This window comes from Flavobacterium sp. GSB-24 (assembly GCF_027924665.1).
Lineage (GTDB): Bacteria > Bacteroidota > Bacteroidia > Flavobacteriales > Flavobacteriaceae > Flavobacterium.
In genome coordinates, this window is sequence record NZ_AP027043.1 from 4,780,952 (window position 1) to 4,806,206 (window position 25,255).

At 31.5% G+C, this 25,255-nt stretch carries 15 protein-coding genes; 5 read left to right on the plus strand and 10 right to left on the minus strand.

Annotated features, from left to right (window positions below):
* The first annotated feature begins 262 nt into the window (after nt 1-262).
* A complete protein-coding gene (locus tag QMG60_RS20130) occupies nt 263-733 on the plus strand; it encodes a UpxY family transcription antiterminator (RefSeq protein ID WP_057116543.1) in 471 nt (156 codons plus the stop codon).
* An 87-nt stretch (nt 734-820) separates the two neighbouring features.
* On the opposite strand, the gene QMG60_RS20135 is transcribed toward QMG60_RS20130, so the two are convergent.
* The 5 genes from QMG60_RS20135 to QMG60_RS20155 all read right to left on the minus strand — a co-directional run bounded on the left by QMG60_RS20135 (nt 821) and on the right by QMG60_RS20155 (nt 5,269).
* Nucleotides 821-1,024, minus strand: coding sequence for a helix-turn-helix transcriptional regulator (locus tag QMG60_RS20135; RefSeq protein WP_057116544.1), 204 nt, complete (start codon nt 1,022-1,024; stop codon nt 821-823).
* Nucleotides 1,025-1,091: 67 nt separating this feature from the next.
* Complete coding sequence (locus QMG60_RS20140; RefSeq protein ID WP_144219045.1) at nt 1,092-1,322, minus strand: helix-turn-helix transcriptional regulator; 231 nt, start codon at nt 1,320-1,322, stop codon at nt 1,092-1,094.
* Nucleotides 1,323-1,826: 504 nt separating this feature from the next.
* Nucleotides 1,827-4,004, minus strand: coding sequence for a hypothetical protein (locus tag QMG60_RS20145; RefSeq protein WP_281866187.1), 2,178 nt, complete (start codon nt 4,002-4,004; stop codon nt 1,827-1,829).
* Nucleotides 4,001-4,729 carry a hypothetical protein gene (locus tag QMG60_RS20150; protein ID WP_281866188.1) on the minus strand — a complete coding sequence of 243 codons (729 nt, stop codon included), beginning with the start codon at nt 4,727-4,729 and terminating at the stop codon, nt 4,001-4,003. Before QMG60_RS20150 ends, QMG60_RS20145 begins: the two co-directional genes overlap by 4 nt.
* 15 nt (nt 4,730-4,744) lie before the next feature.
* Complete coding sequence (locus tag QMG60_RS20155) at nt 4,745-5,269, minus strand: T9SS type A sorting domain-containing protein (RefSeq protein WP_281866189.1); 525 nt, start codon at nt 5,267-5,269, stop codon at nt 4,745-4,747.
* A gap of 910 nt (nt 5,270-6,179) precedes the next feature.
* Here QMG60_RS20155 and QMG60_RS20160 point away from each other — a divergent pair.
* From QMG60_RS20160 to QMG60_RS20170, 3 genes are all read left to right on the plus strand, one after another.
* The gene (locus QMG60_RS20160; RefSeq protein ID WP_281866190.1) at nt 6,180-11,501 is read left to right on the plus strand and encodes a polyketide synthase; all 5,322 of its coding nucleotides are present in this window, start codon (nt 6,180-6,182) and stop codon (nt 11,499-11,501) included.
* 82 nt (nt 11,502-11,583) lie between these two features.
* The gene (locus QMG60_RS20165; protein WP_281866191.1) at nt 11,584-15,600 is read left to right on the plus strand and encodes a non-ribosomal peptide synthetase; all 4,017 of its coding nucleotides are present in this window, start codon (nt 11,584-11,586) and stop codon (nt 15,598-15,600) included.
* The gene (locus tag QMG60_RS20170; protein WP_281866192.1) at nt 15,587-16,381 is read left to right on the plus strand and encodes a 4'-phosphopantetheinyl transferase superfamily protein; all 795 of its coding nucleotides are present in this window, start codon (nt 15,587-15,589) and stop codon (nt 16,379-16,381) included. Before QMG60_RS20165 ends, QMG60_RS20170 begins: the two co-directional genes overlap by 14 nt.
* 1,005 nt (nt 16,382-17,386) lie before the next feature.
* Here the strand turns inward: QMG60_RS20170 and QMG60_RS20175 are convergent.
* A complete protein-coding gene (locus QMG60_RS20175; RefSeq protein ID WP_281866193.1) occupies nt 17,387-17,842 on the minus strand; it encodes a hypothetical protein in 456 nt (151 codons plus the stop codon).
* Nucleotides 17,843-18,019: 177 nt separating this feature from the next.
* Here QMG60_RS20175 and QMG60_RS20180 point away from each other — a divergent pair, with 177 nt between their 5' ends.
* On the plus strand, nt 18,020-18,268 hold the full coding sequence (locus QMG60_RS20180; RefSeq protein ID WP_281866194.1) for a helix-turn-helix transcriptional regulator: 249 nt from the start codon (nt 18,020-18,022) through the stop codon (nt 18,266-18,268).
* 1,281 nt (nt 18,269-19,549) lie between these two features.
* Here QMG60_RS20180 and QMG60_RS20185 read toward each other — a convergent pair.
* From QMG60_RS20185 to QMG60_RS20200, 4 genes are read right to left on the minus strand one after another with little or no spacing between them, the layout of a single operon-like run.
* Nucleotides 19,550-20,581, minus strand: a complete 1,032-nt coding sequence (locus QMG60_RS20185) for a hypothetical protein (protein ID WP_281866195.1) — start codon at nt 20,579-20,581, stop codon at nt 19,550-19,552.
* 1 nt (nt 20,582) lies between these two features.
* Nucleotides 20,583-22,262, minus strand: a complete 1,680-nt coding sequence (locus tag QMG60_RS20190; protein ID WP_281866196.1) for a restriction system-associated AAA family ATPase — start codon at nt 22,260-22,262, stop codon at nt 20,583-20,585.
* Nucleotides 22,259-23,644 carry a restriction endonuclease subunit S gene (locus QMG60_RS20195; protein ID WP_281866197.1) on the minus strand — a complete coding sequence of 462 codons (1,386 nt, stop codon included), beginning with the start codon at nt 23,642-23,644 and terminating at the stop codon, nt 22,259-22,261. The genes QMG60_RS20190 and QMG60_RS20195 overlap by 4 nt, the downstream gene beginning before the upstream one ends.
* Nucleotides 23,634-25,247 carry an N-6 DNA methylase gene (locus QMG60_RS20200; RefSeq protein WP_281866198.1) on the minus strand — a complete coding sequence of 538 codons (1,614 nt, stop codon included), beginning with the start codon at nt 25,245-25,247 and terminating at the stop codon, nt 23,634-23,636. Before QMG60_RS20200 ends, QMG60_RS20195 begins: the two co-directional genes overlap by 11 nt.
* Nucleotides 25,248-25,255: the final 8 nt, after the last annotated feature.

Below are 25,255 nucleotides of genomic sequence, written 5' to 3' on the forward strand. Positions count from 1 at the left end.
TAAATGTCCTTAATAAGGAAATTTTAGCATAAAAACCATCAGTGATTTTAGTGTCCTCGAATTAAATTTACATCTTAGTTTGTATACAAAACCATATCATATCTTAATGATGGTTTCCAGATACTGCAGCATATAATTTAATGGAAAACATTTGGCTTACACCAATCAATGTATAGACTATTATCCATTAAAAGAGAATTACCAATATAACGGCTTAAGCTATTTTAAACAACTAATTTACAAATACAATAAATTAAGGATTATGAAATGGTATGTAGTATACACAAAACCTAAATGGGAAAAAAGAGCCGCAGAACAATTAACTAAGTTTAATATCAATTGTTATTGTCCTGTGATTAAAAAAATTCAACAAAGATCAGATAGGAAAATAAAGGTAGAAGTGCCATTGTTTAATCATTACATATTTGTACAATTAGCAGAAAAAGATAGAAACTTAGTATTTCATTCTCCTGGAGTAGTGCGATTTTTATTCTGGCTTGGAAGACATGCTATTGTAAAGGATCAAGAAATTGAGACTATTAAAGAATGGCTTAATACTGGAGACACAGCTTCAGAAATATCTGTTATGCAATACCAAATTGGAGATAAAATTCATTTGAATTCTGGCCCTTTCTGCGATCAAAATGCAGTGGTAAAAGACATTACAAAAACGCATTATGTTTTAATTCTAGAATCTTTAGGGTACGTTTTAAAAGTAAAGCATAAATCATAAAACGAAAAAAGAGTTTTTTAAGATATCCCTGATGATCTTAAGTAAACTCTTTTTTAAAATTTCAAAATGAAGATTGCGTTTTGAAAATTAATTATCTAATTGAAAAATCTGGCTTTTTTTGATTCCTAAAATCTTTACTAATTGGTCTAGCTTTGATAGTTTAAGATCGACCATTCCTTGTTCGATTTTTTCGTACTTTTTGACACTAATTTCCATTTGAATTGCAACATACTCGGGGGTGTGATTATTTTGCAACCGATACTCTCTAATTTTTAAATAGTAATTTTCCATAATCGTATTTTTTATTACTAATTCTAATTGGTTAAAGTTTGATTAATAATTAATTGCGATGGGTATTCTATCTCGTTTCACTAAAAAAAATGGATACATCAAATTTAAATATGAACTCTATTGAGACCTCTAAAACTTTTGAAATTTCGATTAATTTAGAGACCGTTAAATCAACATCGCCTCTTTCAATTTTGCCATAACCGCTGGTACTCATTTTTAATTCAGCAGCTACATATTCCCTAGTGAAATTTTTTAATTCTCTTATCTTTCTAATATTTTCGTATACACTGTATTTCATAAAAAGTAAAAAATAAAAAATATAAATAATCTTATTTGAAGTTACTGTTAGAACTATTACTAAATCTTGACAGTAAGTCATTCGTTATTTTTGTCTTATTTGTAAAAAAAACACATTTTTACGACAACTATTCAATTATTAATAAGGTTTAAAGCTAAATGACGGTTTTTCTTTATCATTCATTTTAAATTTTGATCAAAAATATATAATGTTTCGACTATTTAATAATAAATCTGTTCAACGTATTTTAAAATCCGATAAAATACAACATGTTACATTTTAAGGCTCCAAAAAGTGCTTCCTAATATTCAAAAATCCTTATTTTATAAGATAATAATCACGTAATTCTACGCACTTCAGGAACGTAATTGCTGCATAGTTACATTGAAAAAGAGAAATCAGAAGATTCTGATGAAGAGTTCAAACAAAAAAATCCGTTAACTATTAATGTCGGCTTTAAAAGCTTTTTTAATAGTTAACGGATGGAGTTATAAAATATTATGCTTATTGAGTTACCAGAAACTGCGGATAAGGATTAGAAGTTGTATTGATAATTACAGTTGACACTCCTTCTTTTACATTGACTAACAATTTACTAAGCGCTGAGTTTGACTTAAAATCGTTATTCATAAATATAGCGGAGTATTTACTATTCCAATCTCCATCAACCGCAAGAGCAGTTACATTACTTGTAATTGTCGAGTTTAATATACTTGCATACACCGGGTTGTATAAAACAGATGAAAATATTGGAGCAGCATCAGAGAAATTACAGCCTTCTATAAAGGTTGTAATAGCTTTAATGGTTGATTTTGTATTTGAATTACCAGAAAAATTAACACTGTACAAAGAAATCTCTCCACTGCTGATAGTGTAATTTCCTGTGTAGCCCGTAAAATCACTATTGGCAACCAGCGGATAATTGTTCGAGGCTAAAGCAAGTGCATTTTGTCCGCCGCTAAATTTACAATTTACCCAGGCATTTAAATTATCTGCCCTTGTTGCTAGCATAGAAATGGCTGTGGTACAATTAATAAACTGGCTTCTGTAAAACATTGTTTTGTCAACAAAGCTAGAATTGTCAGAAACACCACCTGCAAGAGGATCTTGAAAGAAACCTTTTCCGCAGTTTACAAAAGAAATATTGTCTAGGAAATTATTATCAAATCCCATCATTTTATCCAGATGAATTCCATTGGTCTGATCTCTAAACACTACATATTTCAGCCACACATAAGCCATGTGCTGTGTTCCGTAGTTTTGTGACGAATAAACGCCTGTACTTCCACCTTGAAGCGTTAAATGTGCTAATACAAAATTAGCATCCTGACCGCCTGTAAGTGATATTAAAGGAAAATCGTCTTTTAAACCAACAATAACTGTTTTACCAGTACCTTTTCCTGTAATACCGTGAAGTTTGTCAAGAGGAATTTTTAAAGTTGAACTAATATAAAAAACACCTTCTGGAAGTTCTGCGATTCCTGCATTATTAATTAAGTTCTGAATATAGGTTGTACTATCGGGTTTACCATTTCTGTCGTTTCTCCAATTTGCACCCAGCGGATCTGGTAAAGTTTCCCAGTTTGGTCGAGCCCACGCTGTGTATTTTGTTCCTAAAATAGAACTGCTTAAATTTGAAATTACCGTCGAATTGCCAATTGCTGCTGTTTGTTCAACACCATTATATTTTATAGAATTACTCGTATCGACATTTCCCCAGAGATCATATCCTGTTACAGTTCCGCTTCCTCTTTTGTATCCTCCTACAGCACCTATCATAGTCATATTGGTTCTTGCTGAGATTACATCAAATTCTGTGGTAAGTTTTTTATTCAATATCGAAACGTTGGCAGCATCAATATCAAAAGCTCCTGTACGAACTGCAGAATAATTATTACCACCACCTAAGTCGGTAATTTTAACATTCCCCATATTGCTGGCCTTAAACATTGCAAAAGTTCCCTTTCCTTCAAGGTTCCATCCCTCAGCATCGATACCAACAAATGTAGCAGACTTTAAATTATCCATTTCTGTTGTATTGGCGTGAGGCGTCAAAAAGTTAGTATGCAAATGTACATTACCATAACTAGGAGTTGTTGAATTTCCTTTCATAGTAAGAACTGTAGCTACTCCGCCAGATTGATGCTTTATAAATTTATTGTTTCTAAAATAACCCGACTGACTACAGTCTACTAATATAGGACCTCCAAAATTTATAAATGAGTTATTTTCAAACGTTGCATTTGTAGCTTTTAAAGTTGCCCATTTAATTGATTTTAAAGTGCAATTAGAAATTACTCCTCCTGCCTGAAGCGTGATTGTCTTATCGGCTGGAAGCAGGTATTCTATAACAACACCAGTACTTCCTGCGGCTATTGTAATATTAGAAAACAAATTTAAAGACGGATGTCCGTATAATTTTTGATTACTTTTCATGACAATGTCCACGCCAGAATAATCTCCCTTTTCTAATCTTACTGAACCATATTTGTCTAAAGCCTGCTGAAGAGTTGCTTTTTGGGTAACTGGTAATAAATAAGCATTAAAATAGTCATTTTCTTCCTGCTGATTATTAACAACTGGAGTTTCTGGAGTTTTAACCGGCGCCTCATCAATTGCATAATGATAGTTTTGTGAAAAAACTGCAGTTGAAAGGAGTAAAAAGTAAATTAGATGTTTCATTGTCCCGATATAATATAGGAATTTGTGCCTGTTTTTCTAAGAAATCCAAACCTTACATTTCCAGCAGTACTAGTAAACTTTCCGCTTCCAGCTGCATTATAATTAATTGTTACACCAGAAGCCGCTTGTATTGTTAACACCGCACCATTATGTGCTTCTAGATTAATAGTTTCACCAATTGCCATGCTTCCAAAGTCAGAAGTCAGCGTTAATGTAGATGAAGCCGTACATTCTATTGTATTGTTTACATCTCCAGCCGCAATGTTTCTGGATGAAGTAAATGAAACGATTGCTGATCTAAATGGAGTACTTGATGTTCCTCCTGCTGTTTTTGCGTACAAAGCATAAGGTACGCTCAAAAGCTGGGTAACTCCCGTAATATTGTAATTAGATCCTCCCTTAACGTCTACTTGAGTTTCTATAAAATAAGGTCCTTTATCCCAAGCGATTTTACTAAAATCTCCTGTACCAATTGTTCCTGTACCAATTTCAAGAGAAACCAGACCATTTGCATTTGTAGTAACAGAATGTGTTTCCAGATAAACATTAGTTCCTGTTGCAGTGCCTTGATGCACAATAATTCGAAGGCTGACTCTCGAATTAACAACCAAACTATTATCTTGGGCTCGAACAATTGCCTGGTAGCTCATTTTCTCAGGTGATTGTGCAAATACCTTAAGCGTAACAGTCACAAATAATAATAAAAGGGTATATGCCAGTTTCATTCTCTTTTTATTTTTTTAGTTTTTTATTATTTTAAAAGATTTCAAAATTTTGTTGTCATTATACACCACAAGTATATAAATAGATGGACTTAGATAACTAAAGCTGACTTGCGCTTCAGTTTGATTAATTGTATTTTGTTTTAAAAGTCTGCCTTGAATATCATAAAGCTTGTAGGACCTTTGACCGCTTTCCATCTCTAATCCGGTCATGCTTACGGTAACAAAATCTATTGTTGGATTTGGGAAAACGAATATTTCTGTTGTAGGTTTGTCAACTTCTGGAGTGCCTAAATTGGCATCTTTTTCTTGATGCTGTATTCCTTGAGCAACATTATATACAGATTCTTCTCCTATATAAGTGTAAAATACTTGTCCAATTGAGTAGGTAACGGTTCCAGAACTTCCAGTCGCATTACTTCCAGATGTAATTATGGTTTCCATAATATCGTTGGCCGGCGTACTTTGACTAATTCCTAAAAAAGGAATGAAAAATAGTGCAATTATGTGTAGGTTAGTATATTTCGCTCTTAAATACTTCACAGTTTATATCCTATATTTTGTTTATACTGCAAAAATATTTAATTTCAAAAATTAATCGATATAATTAAATTTAATTCCGATTAAACGCACCAAATGTAGTATTTTAATGACTTTTTACTTACATTGAAAAAGTTAAAAAAATTAATTTGATGGTTAACAAAACAATTTGGGAAAATAAATTTAACTACACGAAACAATTAAGATTAAATGTTTTTGGCTCGCAATAGAAACGAATGTTATCTATGAAATAACGCTGCAATATTGTATAAATTATATCAGAACATCAGTTTTATCTAATCTTCAATACAGCTGTCTATATAATTTATAATTCACATTTATTAGGCATGCAAATAAACATAATTCATTTAATTAACATATATCTATTTGATTTTAAATCACTTAATCAAAAACATAAAATTAATTATTTCTTTTAATAAATGGATTAACTCCAAAATATTTTTTTTTCAAAGGAAAAAATTAACCTAAATCATATTCCTTTTTAAAATTTAAGAATTTGACACAAAAAGGATGTTAAAAAATGAAAAATAACGATGAAAGGCTATCATCAATTTTTGATAAATTATGTCTTCTTTAATTTAAAAAATGCTTTTCATCGATAATAATAGCTTTATATAGAAAATGCAAGTATTAATGAAATATTTTTCCTTTTTTTGATCAACTTATTGAATAATAAGCTGTAAATACTATTTTAATATAAAGACAATATTTAGGCTAAAACCAATCAAAATTCTTACATCTATTTACTAACCAAGCAGAAATGCAAATAAAAAAAATGTAATCTTTTCCTACTAATAAACTGTAAGCCAATAAATTAAATTCTGTTCTTTTAGTCCCAACGCTAATATTATCATATTATTTTGCTCAAACTTTAATTTTAATATAATTTAAAATGAAAAGACCTAACAACAATAGTTTAGAAAAAGGAATAAAAGGGACACAAATGGAATATCCAAACCGTCCGCTGCACGAGCTTTTTGCACAACAAGCTGAAGTATCTCCCAATTCAATAGCACTTGAATTCGAAAACGAAAAGATTACCTACAGCGCATTAGCAAAAACAGTAAACCAAATAGCTCATTATTTTGCTGCTCAAGGTTTATCTTCTGGACAAATTGTTGCTGTGTCTATGGATCGAAGCCCAAATTTAATTGCTTCTCTTTTGGCAATTTTACAATGTGGAGCTGCCTATTTGCCTTTAGATCCAAAATTTCCCGCTGAACGTTTGGAATTTATGCTCGAAGATTCTAAAGCTAGTTTTCTGCTAACCACAAAAGCACTTTCAGGCTCGCTGCCAAATTCATCCAAAAATATAGTGATCGAAGATGTATTGGCTTCATTAGAACAATTTGCTGTAGAACCGCTTTCTATTTCAGTCGATCCAAAAGCAGTTGCTTATATGATGTATACTTCTGGATCTACCGGAAAACCTAAAGGTGTAACTGTAACCCACAAAAACTTAGTGAACTTTCTTTTCAGCATGGCGATTGAACCAGGCATAAATGCAGAAGATAAACTATTGTCTATTACCACTATTTCATTTGATATTGCTGGATTAGAATTATTTCTTCCTTTAATAAAAGGTGCCGCTGTCGTTTTTGCAGATCATGAAACTACTCGTGACGGACAGTTATTATTGAATCTTTTGCAAAAGAAACAAATTACAATACTTCAAGCTACACCAACTACTTGGCAGTTGCTGCTTGATTCTGGCTGGGAAACTCCGCTTGCTTTAAAAGCACTTTGCGGCGGCGAAGCTCTGCCTTTGAACCTTGCCCGCCAGCTAACTTCGAGATGCAATTCTCTTTGGAATATGTATGGCCCAACAGAAACTACAATCTGGTCTGCTGTAAAGCAAATTCAAGCTGATGATGCATTAATAACAATTGGACTGCCAATAGCAAACACACAAATCTATTTATTAGATGAACAGCGTCAAATTGTTACAACAGGAGCAATTGGAGAAATAGTTATTGGCGGAGACGGAGTCGCAGAAGGTTACTGGAAACGTCCAGAACTTACAGCCGAAAAATTCATTACAAATCCGTTTTCTAATGACCCAGATTCGATTTTGTATCGTACGGGAGATTTAGGTAAAATTTTACCAAATGGAGAGTTTCAATGTTTAGGACGTATAGATCATCAAGTAAAAATTAGAGGCCACCGCATTGAGTTAGGCGAAATAGAAGCTACATTAAATACGTTATCTGGCATAAAACAATCTGCAGTAATTGTCAGCAATCACTTTGGTAATGAAGACAAAATTGTGGCTTATTTAAAATCTAGTGAACAAATACAAGATGAAAAACAAATACACGAAGCGCTTTCAAAAGTTTTACCAGAAATATTGCTACCCTCTAAATACATTTGGGTTGATGATTTCCCGATAACTCCAAATGGAAAAATTGACAAAAAGAATTTACCCGTTCCTGAATATAATAGACCAGACTCTGCTCCTCTTTTTAAGAAACCAAACACACAATTAGAAAAAGATATTGCAAAAATCTGGAGCGAAGAATTGAAAATATCAAGTATTGGAATCGATGATGACTTTTTCGATATGGGTGGCAGCTCTGTATTAGCACAAAAAGTAACTACATTAATGAAACAGCAATTATCGAAAGATGTACCTGTTTCCAAAATTTATATTCATCCAACAATTCGAGAACTTGTAGCTATTTTAGAAGAAAATAACAGCGATACTGCCAACGAAGACTTATTTAAATTTAAGGAAACTAATAAAACAACTTCTCCAGACATAGCAATAATTGGGATGGCTGGAAGATTTCCTGGTTCTGACACCATAGACGAATTGTGGGAAAACCTAAGAGATGGAAAAGAAACAATTTCATTATTTACAAAAGAGGAATTAGACAGCAGCTTACCCGAAAGTCTTCGTAAAGATCCGCTTTATATAGGCGCTAGAGGAATTCTGCCTTCAGCTAAAACATTTGATGCTAATTTCTTCGGATTAAATCCGCAGCTTGCCGCAGCAATGGATCCTCAAATCCGAATATTTTTAGAAATATCATTTGAAGCGCTGGAACAAGCCGGGCATCTTCCGAAACATTATAAAGGAAGCATTGGGGTATATTCTGGCAGTGAAATCAATTCGTATTACGAAAACAATATCTTTAACAACAAAGAACTAAAAAGCTCAATTGGTGAATTACAGATCTATACCGTAAACGGAAAAGATTTTATTGCACCGCGTACTTCTTATCATTTAAATTTAAAAGGACCATCTGTTAGTGTACATTCCGCATGTTCCACATCTTTATTAGCAGTTGCGGAAGCCGTAAAAGCCATACGAACTGGCATGTGCGATCTAGCTCTTGCAGGAGGATCTAGTGTTACTGCACCTATTAATAGCGGTCACCTTTACGATGATGGATTTATTAAAAGCCCCGACGGTTCTACCCGATCTTTTGATGCTTCTGGAAAAGGTACTGTTTTTAGTGACGGCGCCGGAGTAGTTGTACTTAAAAGATTAGAAGAAGCTGAAAAAGATGGCGATATTATATATGGTGTAATTAAAGGAGTTGGCGTAAATAATGACGGAGGAGACAAAGGCAGTTTTATGGCACCAAGTCCAAAAGGTCAAGCAGGAGCAATAATTAATGCTTTTAATGATGCTCAAATATCACCTTCAACAATTAGTTATATGGAAGCGCATGGTACTGCAACTCCAATTGGTGATCCAATAGAAATAGAAGGACTTAAAATTGCTTACGGCAGACAAGAAAAAAATAATTATTGCGCATTAGGTTCTATTAAAAGCAACATGGGTCACACTACAGCTGCGGCCGGAGTTGCGGGCTTAATCAAAGTATTATTGGCAATGCGCTATAAGCAAATACCGCCTATGGTTAATTTTACTAAACCAAATCCGAATATCGATTTTGACAATAGTCCTTTTTACATCAATAATAAATTAATTGATTGGAAAGCAGACAGTATAAGAAGAGCCGGCGTAAGTTCTTTTGGAATTGGCAGTACAAATGTTCATGCCATTGTTGAAGAATATGAAGCGAAACCTTTAATATCCTCAGCTGGAAGACCACTTGAAATATTAATGTGGTCTGCAAAAAGCCAAAACAGTTTATTGGGTTATGAAAATGCGCTGGGACATTTTATTGACAAATCAAAAGAAATTCCTTTAGCGGACATTTCTTATTCTTTGAATGTAACGAGAGATGACTTTAACCATAGAAGTTTTTTAATAGCAGATTCTACAAAAAGTGCTGCCGAAAAATTACTTTGCCTAAAAACAAAAAGTTCTAAAACCTCTTTATTAAAAAGTGTCCCTAACGAAATTGGATTTCTTTTTCCTGGTCAAGGTTCCCAATATGTAAAAATGGGTAAAACACTTTATAACAATGAAAAAGTATATCGTGACGCTGTAGACAAATGCGCCGAGCTTTTAATGGACGAGTTGCAGCTAGATATACGTGATATAATTTATCCACAGATTAAATCGAACGAAGCCGAGGAACTTCTAAAAGATACTCGTTTAACACAGCCTTCTTTATTTGTCACAGAATATGCATTATCGCAATTGTGGCTAAGCTGGGGAATAAAACCAACTTTTCTCTGCGGTCATAGTATTGGCGAATTTGCAGCTGCACATTTAGCAGGAATACTAAGTTTGAAAGATGCATTACACATAGTTGCCGTAAGAGGAAGATTAATAAGCGAACTTCCCGGCGGCTCTATGCTTATTGTTCGAGTATCTATTGATAAATTAAATGAACTGATTCCTGATACACTTTCTGTTGCTGCCATAAATGCAAATCAGTTTTGTGTTGTTTCGGGTAAGAAAGAAGACATTGCTGCTTTTAATCAGGAACTTGATGCTCAAGAAATTCCGAACAAGTTGCTTAATACAAGTCATGCATTTCATTCTTTCATGATGGAACCGATTTTAGACAACTTCAAGAATGAAATAGAAAAAATAAAATTAAACATTCCTCGCCTGCCAATTATTTCAACAGCAACAGGAACTTGGCTTACAGATACAGAAGCGACAAATTCAATGTATTGGGTTAATCAATTAAAAAACACAGTTCGATTTGCCGATGCTATGAATACAGCATTCGAGTTAGATGATTTTATTTTACTAGAAATTGGTCCTGGACAAACCTTAACAACTCTCGCACGTCAACAGGCTGCGGGAAAAATCATCGCTGCTTTTCCTAGTTTGACTTTTCCAAAAGACGAAGAGGAAAATGAATACGCTACAATATTAAATACTTTAGGCGATTTATGGTTGAGAGGTATAAACCCAGACTGGAAAGCTTTTTACAAGGAACAGCAAAGACAAAAAATAGAATTACCTAGTTATGTTTTTGATCGCAAACCTTGCTGGATTGAACCTTTAGGTACAATTGAAACAATAGTCAAAAAATCAATAATTCAAGAAGAAATACCTGCAATTTCAATAGAATCTGATAACATAAACAATTCGTCAAATGATTCTAAAAAAGAATCTATTCTCTTTAAAATTTCAGAGATTATTAAAAATGCATCAGGCATAACATACGATTCAGATTCAGCGTCGTACAGCTTTTTAGAATTGGGATTAGATTCTTTATCACTTACTCAGTTATCAGGAAAATTGAAAAAAGAGTTTGATTTACCAATCACATTTAGACAGCTTAACGAAAATTATTCAACGCCATCATTATTAGCCGATTATATAGAACTTAATTTACCCGAAGAGCATTCAATCAATAGTAATAATAAGCAAATTGAAATAGGCTCTGACCAAACTATTAAACCAAATATTTCTTCAAATGACATACAATTATCTTCCAATCAAAATCAAATTTCGTTAGAACAAATTGTACAGCAAATTCATCTTTTGAGTCAGAAAGTAGATCAGTTACAAAATTATCAGAGCTCTTCTACAAACGGAAATCCTTCGTTTACCCATCTAAAAGCAGAACATTTTGACACGGTTAAATTGAATACTAAAAATGGAAACGAAACAAATGGAACGAATGGGGTTCATAAAAAAGAAAAGTCTTTTGAAATTTCAAAACTCAATAATCACCATTCAAATGAAAATAATACTGCTGAAAAAAAGTATACAATAATGGCAAATGAACCTCCTGTTCAAGGCAGTAAACTGGGACGGGATGAAAACGGAAATCCGGCATGGTTTATACAAGATCCTACTCAAAATGGAAATTTTGTGAAGATCAAGTTATAAGAAACAGATAAGAAATAACTAGTAATTAGCATCTTAAATTATCTATTTAAAACTGCACAATTACCTTTAAAACAGAGTAGTAATGAAAAATCAACCTCAAATACAAACAGAAATGGAAACTGAAACTGAAACTGAAATTCAATTTAATCCATTTTCACCTGAAATTGAACGCGTAATTTACACCACAAATTCGCAGCAAGAAATATGGACAGATTGTATTTTTGGCGGAGGTGATGCCAATAAAGCTTACAACTTGTCTGTATCTATTAAACTGAAAGGCAATTTAGTAATAGATAAATTTGAGAAGACCGTTCAAACTTTAGTGCAGCGTCATGAAGGTTTGAGAGCAACATTTAGTCCAGATGGCCGCTTTATGTGCATTTACAGCTATGTCAACTTTGAAATCTCTCATAATGATTTTTCTAACCTCTCAGCGATTGAAAAAGAACTATCCACAGATAATTTAGTAAAAGAAGAAGTAAATGCTCTTTTTGATCTTGTCAACGGTCCTCTATTTAGGGTTAATTTACTTAAAATCGATGATTTTGAATATCTCGTAACCTTAACAATCCATCATATAATTGGCGACGGATTAAGTATTGACATAATACTAGAAGAACTGGGTACAATTTATTCTGCATATCTCGAAAACAAAGAACCAAAACTACCAGAACCTGAACTTTTTAGCGAATTTGCCGAAAGAATAAATTCGTTTATGGAAAGCAGTGAATATAAGTCTTTAGAAAATTTTTGGATTAATATTTATAAAGAATCGGTTCCTACAATTGAACTGCCATTAGATTTCGAAAGACCTCCATTGCGAACCTATAACAGCAGCCGTATTGATTTTCCTTTAGATGAAACTATTATAAATAAATTAAAGAATATAGGAATAAGTGCCGGTTGTAGTTTGGTTACCACACTGCTTTCAGCATTTGAAGTATTCTTATGTAAAATTACTGGCCAGCATGATTTAGTCGTAGGATTTCCTTCTTCGGGAAATACACTATACGACATGCGCCAATTGATTGGCGATTGTGTGAATCTGCTGCCGCTCAGAAGTAAAATCAGCTCAGAAATTAGTTTTTCAGATTATTTAAAAGAAAGAAATTCTCAATTGTTTGATGCTTATGAACATCAGCAGGTTAGTTTTGGTCATTTATTAAAAAGTTTTGCCATTGCCAGAGATCCTTCAAGAATTCCGCTAGTTCCAGTTATACTTACAGTTGATATGAATCGAACTATAGAAGAGGAATTTTCATTTGCAGGTCTTTCGCACGAACTTAAAGTAAATCCACGTCAATTTGGAACTTTTGAAATTCAGCTGCATATTTTTAAAGCCAAAGATGGACCTTCATTTCAATGGTCTTATAATACAACATTATTCAAAGAAGAAACTATAATTCAGATGATGGCATCATTTGAAGAAATTCTGCATAAAATCATAGACAATGCAGATAATCCATTATCCAATTTTATAGGAGGTAATTATTTAGCAGATTATAGTGAGCTGAATAATACCGAAATGCCTTATCCAAACGTTTCCTTAATTGAATTACTTCGAAAACAAGCAGAAATTACTCCTGATAATATAGCTTTAGAATTTCACGATTCTAAAACGACCTATCTGGAATTACATAAAAAAGTAAATCAGCTGGCGCATTATTTAAAAGCACAAGGAGTTGAATCAGGTGATTTTATTGCGGTTTCTTTTTCAAGAAGTCCAGAACTGGTTTATACATTATTAGCCATTATGGAATGCGGCGCCGCCTATTTACCATTAGACCCAGAATATCCTAAAGAACGTTTAGAATTCATGCTCAATGATTCGGGTGCGAAAGTTTTATTAACCAGTAAAACATTGTTCGCCTCTTTGCCATCATGGCCGCAAACGCTTTTTATAGAAGATGCAATGGATTCATTAGATGAATATTCAACATTACCGCTTCCTGAAACCGTTAGTCCAGAAAATATAGCGTATGTACTTTATACCTCTGGGTCAACTGGTAACCCAAAAGGTGTTCCTATTACCCATAAAAATTTGGTGAATTTTCTTTGCAGCATGGCTTTAGAACCTGGCATTACTGAAAATGACAGATTACTATCTATAACCACTATATCTTTTGATATTGCTGGTTTAGAATTATACCTCCCGCTTATTAAAGGTGCGACATTAATAATAGCCGATCATGAAACAGCCAGAGATGGAAGACTTTTACTAGAATTAGTAGAACGTGAAAATATTAATTTTTTACAAGCAACACCAACAACCTGGTCAATGCTTTTAGATTCTGGCTGGTCCGATAAATTACCACTTAAAGCCCTTTGCGGCGGTGAGGCAATGCCAGCAGATCTTGCCAAAGAACTTTTATCTAAATGTGATACTCTTTGGAATGTTTATGGCCCAACAGAAACCACAATATGGTCTTCTATAAAACAAATAAAAGCTGACGATAAATTAATAACTATTGGAAAACCAATTGGAAACACACAAATTTATTTAATCGATGAACATGGTCAGCTTGCTGCACCTGGAAATATCGGAGAAATTGTTATTGGAGGTGATGGCGTTGCAAAAGGTTACTGGAACAGACCAGAGCTAACATCTGAAAAATTTATTGAAAACAGATTTTCTTCTAATAAAGAGGATGTTATTTATCGCACAGGAGATCTAGGAAAAATACTTCCCAACAATGAAATTGAATGTTTAGGACGCCTGGATCAGCAGGTTAAAATTAGAGGTCACCGTATTGAACCCGGCGAAGTCGAACAAGCTTTGTTATTACTTGACGGCATAAAAGCTGCAGTCGTACTAGCCGATGAAAATTTTCTTATAGCACATATAGTACCTGATAGCAGCTTAGAAAATGCAGAAAATCAGATACCGCAATGGCGCGAAGCTTTAGCCTCACGATTACCCGTGCAGTTAATTCCGCATGATTTTAATTTAATCGAGAAAATACCAACAACGCTTAATGGAAAAATCGATCGCAAAGCATTATCGCAATATAAAGTAAACAAAAAAGTAACTTATACTGCTCCTCGAACCGAAGAGGAAAATATAGTTGCCACCATTTGGAAAGAAAGCTTAAATATAGAAAACATTGATATTTTTAGTGATTTCTTCGAAATGGGCGGGCATTCAATCAAAGGTGTCAAGGTTATGATTGAAATTGAAAAGCATACCGGTAAACGAATTCCTTTATCAGCATTGTTCAAATATTCGACAGTAGAAAAATTTGCAAAACTTTTGAACACCGGCACAGAAATTTATTCGGATTGTCTGGTTCCAATAAAACCGCAGGGAAACAAAGCGCCTCTTTTTATCGTTCATGGAGCAGGACTTAATGTTTTAAATTTCATTAATTTAAGCAAACATTTTGATCCAGACCAGCCTATTTATGGTATTCAAGGAACTAAACCTAAAGGTTTTGACGGATGGTACGAATCAATTGAAGCCATGGCTGCTCATTATATAGATGCAATCATAAAAGTAAACCCGAAAGGACCATACGCATTAGCAGGGTTTTCTTTTGGAGGTATTGTTGCTTTTGAAATGACACGCCAATTGAAAGCACAGGGAAAAAAAGTAAGCTTGACCGCACTACTCGACTCTTATGTTGATTCTTCTTATTATTATGGAAATTACAGGCGAAAACAACTTGTGAGATACTTCGATATTACACACAGAAGGCTGGATTTTTTAAAAGAAATGTTATTGAGCTGGGAAGCTTTTAAAATGCGTATCAATGGAAAAAAAGAATACATTCTACAAAGACATTTTGGCAAGAAAAAAGAAATGACTGAGCAGGAAGAATTAGCTCTTCAGCAATTTATAGAAGCCGATGGCATGGTTAAAAAGATTGTAGACCGTTACCACTTAAAACCACAAAACATTGAAGTTGATTTATTTCGATCAAAAGATGACGCTAATTACAAATTAGACCCAACACATTTGGGATGGAAAAAAGCAGCATTAGGAGGCGTTACAATTCATAATATCTCTGGTAATCATTTAGATATTGTAGCACCGCCAAATGACAAAGTATTAGCGCGTTTACTTCAGGACATTTTAGATGAGAAACATGAGAACATTTAAACCTGTCATTGAATATTCAACGATAAAGGACATAAAACTGATTCCTTGTAAACTCGCACCATTAGATACTGATGAAATAATCATTTACACCATCTATCTGCCTGATTTTATCGAACTAAAATCTGATTTATCTCAGTTTCTAACTTCTAAAGAACTTAAGAAAGCACAACGTTTTTTTAAAGAAATAGACCGAAGCAGATTCATTATATACAGATCAATTTTAAAGTTCGTTTTAGCAGCTCACACCAAATTGAATGTAAAGAATATTTATCTGGATTATCAATTTAACAAAAAACCATATTTGGCTTCACATCCTTGGTTGTTTTTTAATCTCTCACATTCTGAAGACTTTGCAGCTATAGCAGTTTCGCGCAAAAATGTTGGATTAGATATTGAATATATGTCTAAAGATTTCAATTTTACAAGTCTTCTTCCAGATGTGTTTGACGACAATCAAGTTTTGCAGATTCAAAATGCTGCCGATAAAAAACATGCTTTTTATACTTCCTGGACACGCAAAGAAGCTTTTGTAAAGGCGTTAGGAAAAGGCATAGATGAAGATTTTAAACAAATTCCGAGTTTAGATGGACAGCATAAAATTGATTTTAGCCTCATCAAAAACAGTAAAAACTGGCAGGTAAATAGTTTTAATCTTGCAGATTCTTATTTGGGCGCTGTTGCATTTGAAAACCTATCGGCAATTAGTAGAAATTTGGTATTCTACATTATGCCAAATAAAATGGAAGCACTTCTAGAAATGGCTCAAATCAAGAATAATTAATTTTTCAGAAAGAAATTATCAAAAACCAATATAACCCAAAACAAAAAAGCCTCTCGATTTGAGTGGCTTTTGATGTGAACGTAGAAGGATTTGAACCTTCGACCGTCCCGATTAAAAATCGGGATGCTCTATCCAGCTGAACTATGTGATCAAAAAACCATTTTTATGCAAACAAAAAAGCCACTCGATTTGAGTGGCTTTTAATGTGAACGCAGAAGGATTCAAACCTTCGACCGTCCCGATTAAAAATCGGGATGCTCTATCCAGCTGAGCTATGTTATCAAAAACCATTTTTATGCAAACAAAAAAGCCACTCGATTTGAGTGGCTTTTGATGTGAACGCAGAAGGATTCGAACCTTCGACCGCCTGCTTAGAAGGCAGGTGCTCTATCCAGCTGAGCTATTGAAATTGCTACTTTATTTCTTTTTTAAATAGTACGTGCAAATAGTGTGCAAACAAAAACCTGATTATTGAATATTTTTTTAATTGAAACTTCCTAGGGGGAGCATTCAACTTGTCTAAAACTTAGGGGGAGTCTTGACAGGAGTACCCTATAATTTTTTACATGTAGTCTTTTTTAAAAATAAAAAAAATAATTTAGCAGTTAGAAGCTTTTTAAGGCTCTTTTTTTTAAAGAATATTGCTCAATGTAACTTTTTAAAATTCTTTAAAAAAATGGGCATCCTTGGGGTTTGGGGAATGGAAGATTACCCAACTAAACTATCCTAGTGCGTAGGCAGGAGAAGTGGAAATACGCTCCTAAGATCAGAAGAGAAGCTAAAATAAACTTTTAATCCCAAAGAACATTAGAGTTAGTAAAAAGAGTGCTACAATTATTATTATAACAACTGATCCAAAAGTTTTTGATTCATCTTTTCCTTTTAATAAAAATATTAAAATTGCCACTACAAGAGAACTCATAAAAACAATTGTCAAAAAGTTATCAGTCATAAAACTATCTTCTATAATTACTTTATTTATTTAAATAATATATTTTAAACTTCTTATTCTTTATTTACCCAATGTGAAGCTCCAAAGAATTTTTCAACTAGAATATCTGTTCTTGGGTTTACAGTAATTGTTTTATCTTCGACCAATTTATTATTGACATATATTTTAAATCGCACACTCCCTTCACTAACAGGCTCAATATTAGTATTAACTACTAAGTACGTTGGTTTTTTAGCACCTGTATAGGTAAAATTATGAGTCCAAGTTTTACTCAAATCTGAAATTGTAGTTCTATTATTTATTGCAAACTTTTTATCTGAATTTTCACTAGCATATTCAATAACTGTAAAATTTCTTTTCTCCTTTAAACCACTTGAAAAAGCTACTTCATATTTAACATTGAAAGGAGACTCAATAACATCTTTTACGACTGGTATGCTATTATCATCCCCTGAGCATGAGTGAAGTATTAAAAATGTGATGGCAATTAATTGTGTGATTTTTTTCATTATCTAGAGATTTAGTTGATTAAGACTTCCGCAGAAATCATTTTTAAATTATTACAGTGATTCAAATTAACTTCTAGCAAATTGTTAATTTATTTACAAACATATAAAAAAAACAGTTGTATACAATATGATTATAGCAATCATTTTTTTTTAATCACATGAAAGTAATTTTCCTAAATGGAAAAAAGAGCTAGAAAAACAGCAATAAATGAAGAAGTTGTTCTTTTAGGAACACGTATTGCAGAAATTATAAAAGAAAAAGGATTAAAAACTAGAATAGTAGCGCATGATGCTGATTTAGACGTAGAGAACCTAAGAAAGTACATGAAAGGGAAACAAGAAATGAAAATTACAACCATGCTAAAAATTGTAAAATCATTAGGTGTCTCAATTGAAGATCTATTTAATTTTTTAGAAAAAGAATAATATCTTTCTAGTTAAACTTTATACAGACTTTGAAAATGCTATTTATATTGCAATTAACTTTTCATTTTCCTTTTAAAAGAATAATTTGTTGGTAAGTGTTGGCAATCTTACAAAAATTTGTAAAGACTGTTTTTAATATTTTTTTAATCTCATAATATATTTTTAGTTATTCCAGAGATGGATAAAATAAACATAAGTATTCAAATGTTGAGGATCTATGGAGCATCTCCAAATGTTCATTACAAGTTTTATGATTTAAGTTTTTTCCTTAGAACATGAATCCTAAACTAAGGACAACTTAATCCTTAAAATAAAATCAAACTAATGATTGTACCATCTTTTACAAACGTTTGTATCACTATTTCGTAACTAAAATGGTTATAAATTCATAACTAAAATAGTTATATTTTTTTCATCTGAGATGCTGATTTTCTTGTTTTCACACATTAACTTTCTTAAATTTGTAGTCTAAACCCTCTCTTGAAAAAGAGTGTACAGCTGTCAATGAAGGACTTGATAAAAAAAGTCACAGCAGCTCAGAAGTTGGATTGTAGCTATAGCCTTGGAATAATAGGCAAACATAGTGGTGAGGTTTCTCCGATAGGTTGGAAAATGGAACTAATACGAAATCAGTGGGCTGGAGCATATCACAGAGTAATAAGTGTCCTGAATTAACAGGAGTTTTAGCTTCTAGCATAGGTGTAATAAGTAAAATTATGACGTACGACACTGTATAAGTTTAGTTTTAAAAGCAAGAGATAAATCCTGCTAACCAAAGATAAAATTTGGAAGGGGTTTTTTATGCTTTTTCGTTAACTAAAGTTTTAATCGATTGATTACAGCAGTATCAAGGTTGCAAAATCATTAAATGTTTCGATTGAATAGCTATTTAATTATCTGTCAACAAAATAACTTATTAAAGTATTTAATCAAAAAAGTTATTTAAAGCTATATTATTTTCTTTGGAAGCTACTTTCTATTAACTCTTTTAAAAGATTTATTCTGATGTAATGATCAGACAGCTTCTATTTCTTTCTCAAACTTTTTTTTAAATACAAGAGTTATTTATTATCCCTTGATAAAAGCTACCACATCTTAATTATTCTTTCGGAATCATTCTCAAATTTTCTAGAATTTGTCAAAAGGAACATCAAAAGTAAACACTTTTTAAAGTTAAAGGGATAGCTATTCTTTATTCCGAAACCTTCTGATTAATATTAGTATATTCAATTTCTATATGAATGTTTAGAAATGCATCATTGTGTTTAGTTATAGAATCAATTAAAAATTCATTTTATACCTTGCACTTTCCTGATAAGCTAAAGATAACTTAGAATTCTCCATAGCTACTATTACAGGTGATTTAATACATTCTGTATCAGGGTCTTTTTTGTATATCGATGAGTACATATTCTTTTTGGTATCGATATCTACATGCTTATATGTCGGATCTTCTAAAAATTCCCAATAATGTCTAAACCATTTATCTGCTTTTCCTTTAGCTCTTTTTACATATCGTGTATTGATATCAAAAATTTCATTCCATGATTCTATCTCCTCCCTTCTATCGTCAATTGTACTATAATTAAATGAAAATGTATGTTCTCCTTCATTTTCTAACTTAGCATCTATTGTAATCCCTTGATGTAAATGATCATAATAATAAAATATTTTCTTACCTCCATTGTCTAAAACATCTTTATCTTCTTTATAATCGGAATTACAATCAACACAAATAGGTGCCAAATTTTTAAAATTAATAGACGAAAAGGGATAGATTGTATATGGTAACAAATGATCATAATCTTCCTTCTTTTCCCCTCCTGTATTTTGAGGAATTAATCCACAAACTGGGCACTTAAAAATTTCATTTTCATTAGTCTTAAACAAATTAAAATGCTCTTGCATATCTCCATACCTTACTTTACAATGATTACCATATAAAACTTGTTTGTATAAATCTGAAAATAATTTTTTGATATCAACTATATCTGTTATTTCTCTATCAATTTCACTAATTTTTAAAGGAGTAATTACCCTACTACATATTCTTTCTATATCATTACTTTCTCTTATCTTATTACAAAAATCAGTTCTTTTTCCCTGTTCCCAATTTTTAATTATTTCAAAAATAGCTTTTAAGGGTTCTTCCAATATTTTTTTATGATGACTGACAATATCATTATAAAAATCTAAATCAAAAAATGTTGTTGAATAATCACCTGTTTCCAATTCAATTCGATTGAAAAAAGCAATTATGTTTTCATTTAATAAACGATGTGATGTTTCAATATATTTATATGATCTTAACATATCAAACTTGTTTTTTAAGTTCTTCTTCTTTCAACAATAAATCTCTAAAAAGGAAGACTTTTTCAGGAGAATCTCCTAATAATCTAGAATCTTCTTTAGCTTTTTGAATATCTTTAATAGAAGTAAATTTTCTATTTTTAATTTTATTTAATTCAAACAATGAATAGTTTGGTATACTTTCTTCTTTTCCAAAGATTTCTTCTAAGATAATATTTACAGAAGTGCCAAAAGTATTAAAATTCATCTTTTTAGCATTCATTGGCTGTTCACCTTTTTTGAATACTACAACTTTATCAGGAAAGCAATCAGATATTATAAATGGAGAATGTGAAGTGATTAAAATATCTCTTGCCAAATTATTGCCTTCACCTCGTTCTAAACTATCTTTTAAAACACTTATAAATTTTGAGCGCCAATCTGGATTAAAATGTGTTTCAGGTTCATCTAATAGCAATAAAGCAGTTTTATTTTTAAGCATTAAACAAATTCCCATGCTATGAAGGAATTGATGTTCTCCATCAGATAAATTTTTTATTAATACCGGTTTTTCTTCTCCTTTTTTCTTTATAAAAAAATTATTAAAATAAAAGACCAAATCTTTACCTTCTGGTTTTGGCATTTTTTCCGACACATACATACTATCTGTTGTGTATATTTCTTTCTTTATGCTATTATTTATTGAATGAAGATTAAGCTCTAGCAAAGTTTGTAAATCTTGAAATAAATCATACGAAGAATCAAAACTTTTTTGAAATGCTTTTTTTGTTTCTTTATTTACATAATAATCCAAAATTAATTGATTGTCCGAAGTCAAAAATGATGAAGTAGAGCATCTTTCTAACTTATCAATTATTGAGTTTTTATTCTCTTCTTTTAATTGAGATAATAATTGTTTTTCCTTTGAATTTGAACTTTCCCTATTTATAATAGTAAAATCCCTAATTACTAGTCGAAAACTATGAAGCTTATCAATTTTTAGTATTTCTTTTATTGGATAAAGAAGATCTTTTTTTTCATCTTCAAATTCTTTTTGCATTAAAAAATTTGCCAAAAGAACTGCCTGACTCATACTATAATCGATATAAACGAGACTTGTCAAGGGTTTTTTATCGTACTTTTCATCACTTATAAGTGATTGTTTATAATTATCAAAATGAATTAATCTTGTTTTTAAAAATGGCAAGCTCAATATCTCATTTTCTCCAGATGAATACCCAATAACTATTTCTGGAAGATATTGCTTTGCAACAGCATTAGTTTTATTTATTCCTTCTCTTATTGGGATTGTACTAACTCTAATAATTTCATTATCTGCTGTAGTACGGTAAAATTCTAATGCCTTATTTGGAGATTTAATTATTTTTATCGGAATCATTAAATTTTCTTTGTTCTTATAAATTAAATATTCTAATTCAAAAGAAAATGGAATTTGATTTTTTTCAAACGTGCTTCTAAAATCATCCGGTAAATACTTCGAAAATGAACATTCTAAATAAAAGAAAATTAGAGACAACGCCTCAAGTATATTTGATTTACCACTACCATTTAGTCCAGCAAAACAATATGGATGAAATTGATTGAGTCTTTCATGCCTAAGAGAATTATCATCTCTAAAAACTAATTCAAAGTCCTTAGGTAAGCTTCTAAACTTAGAATTTAGTTTAAAACGTACTAATTTCATTTGCTGTCTAATTTATGTTCTCTATTTGTTTTTATTTCAATCTTATTTTTAGAATAAATTTGTACTATTCCTTTATTAAATTTAGAAGATCCGTTTTCTAATTGTCTTTTTTCTTCTGTTCGCTCTAAAATTCTAAATAATAAATCCTTGGAAATGTTGTATTGTGCTATTGACTCAAAATCTGCAACTTTAATGTCTTGAATTATGGTTTCGATCTCTAACTCATCATTCATTAATATATCAATTTCATCCTCTTTTATTTCATTTTGAGCAAATGAATTGTATAAAAAAGATTGAAATAATTCCTCTAGTAATTCTAATGATTTATCAATTTGTTGCTTTTTCAAATCAACCTTATAAAAAGAATCAACAAATTTCTTTTGAAGTTTTAAATCTGGAGCAATTACATCAATGCTTTCACATTTTGATTTATTTAGGTAACTTATTACAGCTTTCATTGCCAAATTTTCTACAACCCTTTTTTGAAAAAAAATTACAAATAATAAAAATTCGGGTAAAATTTTTTCTTTACAAACAAAACAATGAAGCTGTTGATTTAGAACTATTTCACTATTTGCAATTGATACAGTTCCAACTTTTCCTGCTGATGTCATAACAACACTTCCTTTTGGAATAATCTTATTCTTGGAAATCTTAATTTCAGATTCCGAGAGAAGATAGTTTGTTGAAGTATCAATAAAACTTAGCTCTCTTAAATTCTCTGTTTTTATCCATGGTATTGCACCATCAAAAACACTTGGCTTATTTCTTCCTGGAACAATACTTTTGCAATATTTTGTTATTTTATTTTTTTCCCAATTTTTATGATTTGGTATTGGATGTCCAAACATTTGCAAAAACAAAGATTTAATAAATTCATCTAATAATATTATTGACTTCTTTCTTTTTAGAATTAATGATTCTATATTTTTAAGTCTATTAATAATTTCTTCCTGTTCTTCTAAATTTGGTAATGCAAACTCATATTCATCTAATTGTCCTTTAGTTAGATGTTTTAATCCAACGCCCCTCATCTTATAAGTCAGTTCTTCTAAGGCTAGCTTAATAACATATCTGAAGTAATCTTTTAAAATTCTTTCTGATATGAATTCAATTTTAAAAATATGTTGATTTAAATAAGAATCATCATTTTTCCATTCATAAACCCCAAGTGACGCAGACCATGATATTAAAATATCTCCTTTTTTAACAATGTACTTATCATCAACCTTTTTAGCAGTCTTATTGTAAATTGCCAAGGGATTATTTAAATTCTGTATACGGATGATATTAACGCCTAAATCATCTCTATCTGTTGGTTTAAATGGATATCCATTTATTAATTTAACAACATCTTTTATTTTTACTTTTTTATTCTCCACTTTCTTTCAATTCAGATAGTCCTCTAAAAATTTCTTCTTCTAAAACAAATAACTCATCAAGAATGTATTTTGGCAATCTATACTCTTCAGATTCATATTCAAAGTCTTTGTATTTATTAAAGTTTAATTCATATTTATTTTTTTGTATTTCAACAAATGGAATTGTAAAATGCTGTAACTTTCTGTTTTTTTGCTCTTCTTTAAATCTATTTTTCCATTTTTTAATAGATTCCGGAAGTGGGTTTTCTTTTAATTTTTTTCTATTGGTATCCAAAGTGTATCCATCAGATTTCATCTCATAAAACCACACATCAATATCCTGAGGCGTTTGGCTTTTGTATTTTTTCTTTTCAAAAATTATTATCGACGTTTTTACACCTGTATAAGGCTGAAAAACTCCGCTTGGTAATGAAATCACACCTTGAAGTTCACAATCATGCATTAAAATTTCACGAGTTGCAACATGCGCAAAGGAAGTATTAAACAGTAACCCTTCTGGCACTACCACACAAGCCTTACCTCCTTCTTCAAGCATATAAATCATTCTTTCTAAAAACAATAATTCTGATTGTACAGTTTTTTGCCTCTCATTTTTCTTTAGCTTCTTATTTTCTTTAATTGGATAAATTCTATCTAAATTTTCAGATACAGTTTCACTATTAATTTTCCCCGTAAATGGAGGATTTGCCAATATGTATTTATATTGTCCCAATAATTTTGTATTCTCAACAGCAATCTTATCCTTTGGGTCAAAAGCTTCAGACAATCTTTTAGCTTCTAATTTTTCATAATCTAAAGAAAGAGTATCAACATGTTCTATATTAGGCTTTGTTATACCATGCATCATTAAATTCATCATACCAATTCGAACCATTGTTTGATCAACATCAAATCCGTAAAAAGTATTTTCTTTTAGAATTAATTCTTTTCCAGTATTTTCAATCTCTTGAAACTTCTTACCATCTAAGCCTTTTAATAATCCATTTTCATCTTTTGTTGTTTTAGCAGAATATTTAGTTACTATGTATTGATATGCTCCAATTAAAAATCCTCCTGAACCGCACGCTAAATCGCAAATTTTACCATCAATATCTGGATCAAGAATCTCAGTCATCATCTGAATTATATGACGAGGAGTTCTGAATTGCCCATTCTTTCCTGCTTCACTAGTATGCTTTAATAAATACTCATACACATCACCCTGAATATCATGAAAATACTGATTATTATCTTTTTCCTGTTTTTCAATTTCTTGATAAATTAAGTCTATTAAATTTATGCAATCTTTTAACAAAGAAGGAGTATTAATCATAAAAACAGAATCTTTCATTGCTTTTGCAAAAGGTTCTTCTTTTTGTGCTAAATCATTTTTTATATATTCAAAAACTACATCTTTAATATGATTAACAAGCTTTTCATCTTCAAAAGAATGATACGTGCTCCATTTAAGATTCTTTTTTAAGTTAGGTGTAAATTTTTCTAATTTTTTCATAAAAAGCAAATATGATATTTGCTCTATAGCAGTGATTGGATTAGCAAGACCCCCTGACCACAATCTATCCCAAAGAAGTTGTATTTTATTTTTTATCTCTATTGTTAACATTGTTGTAT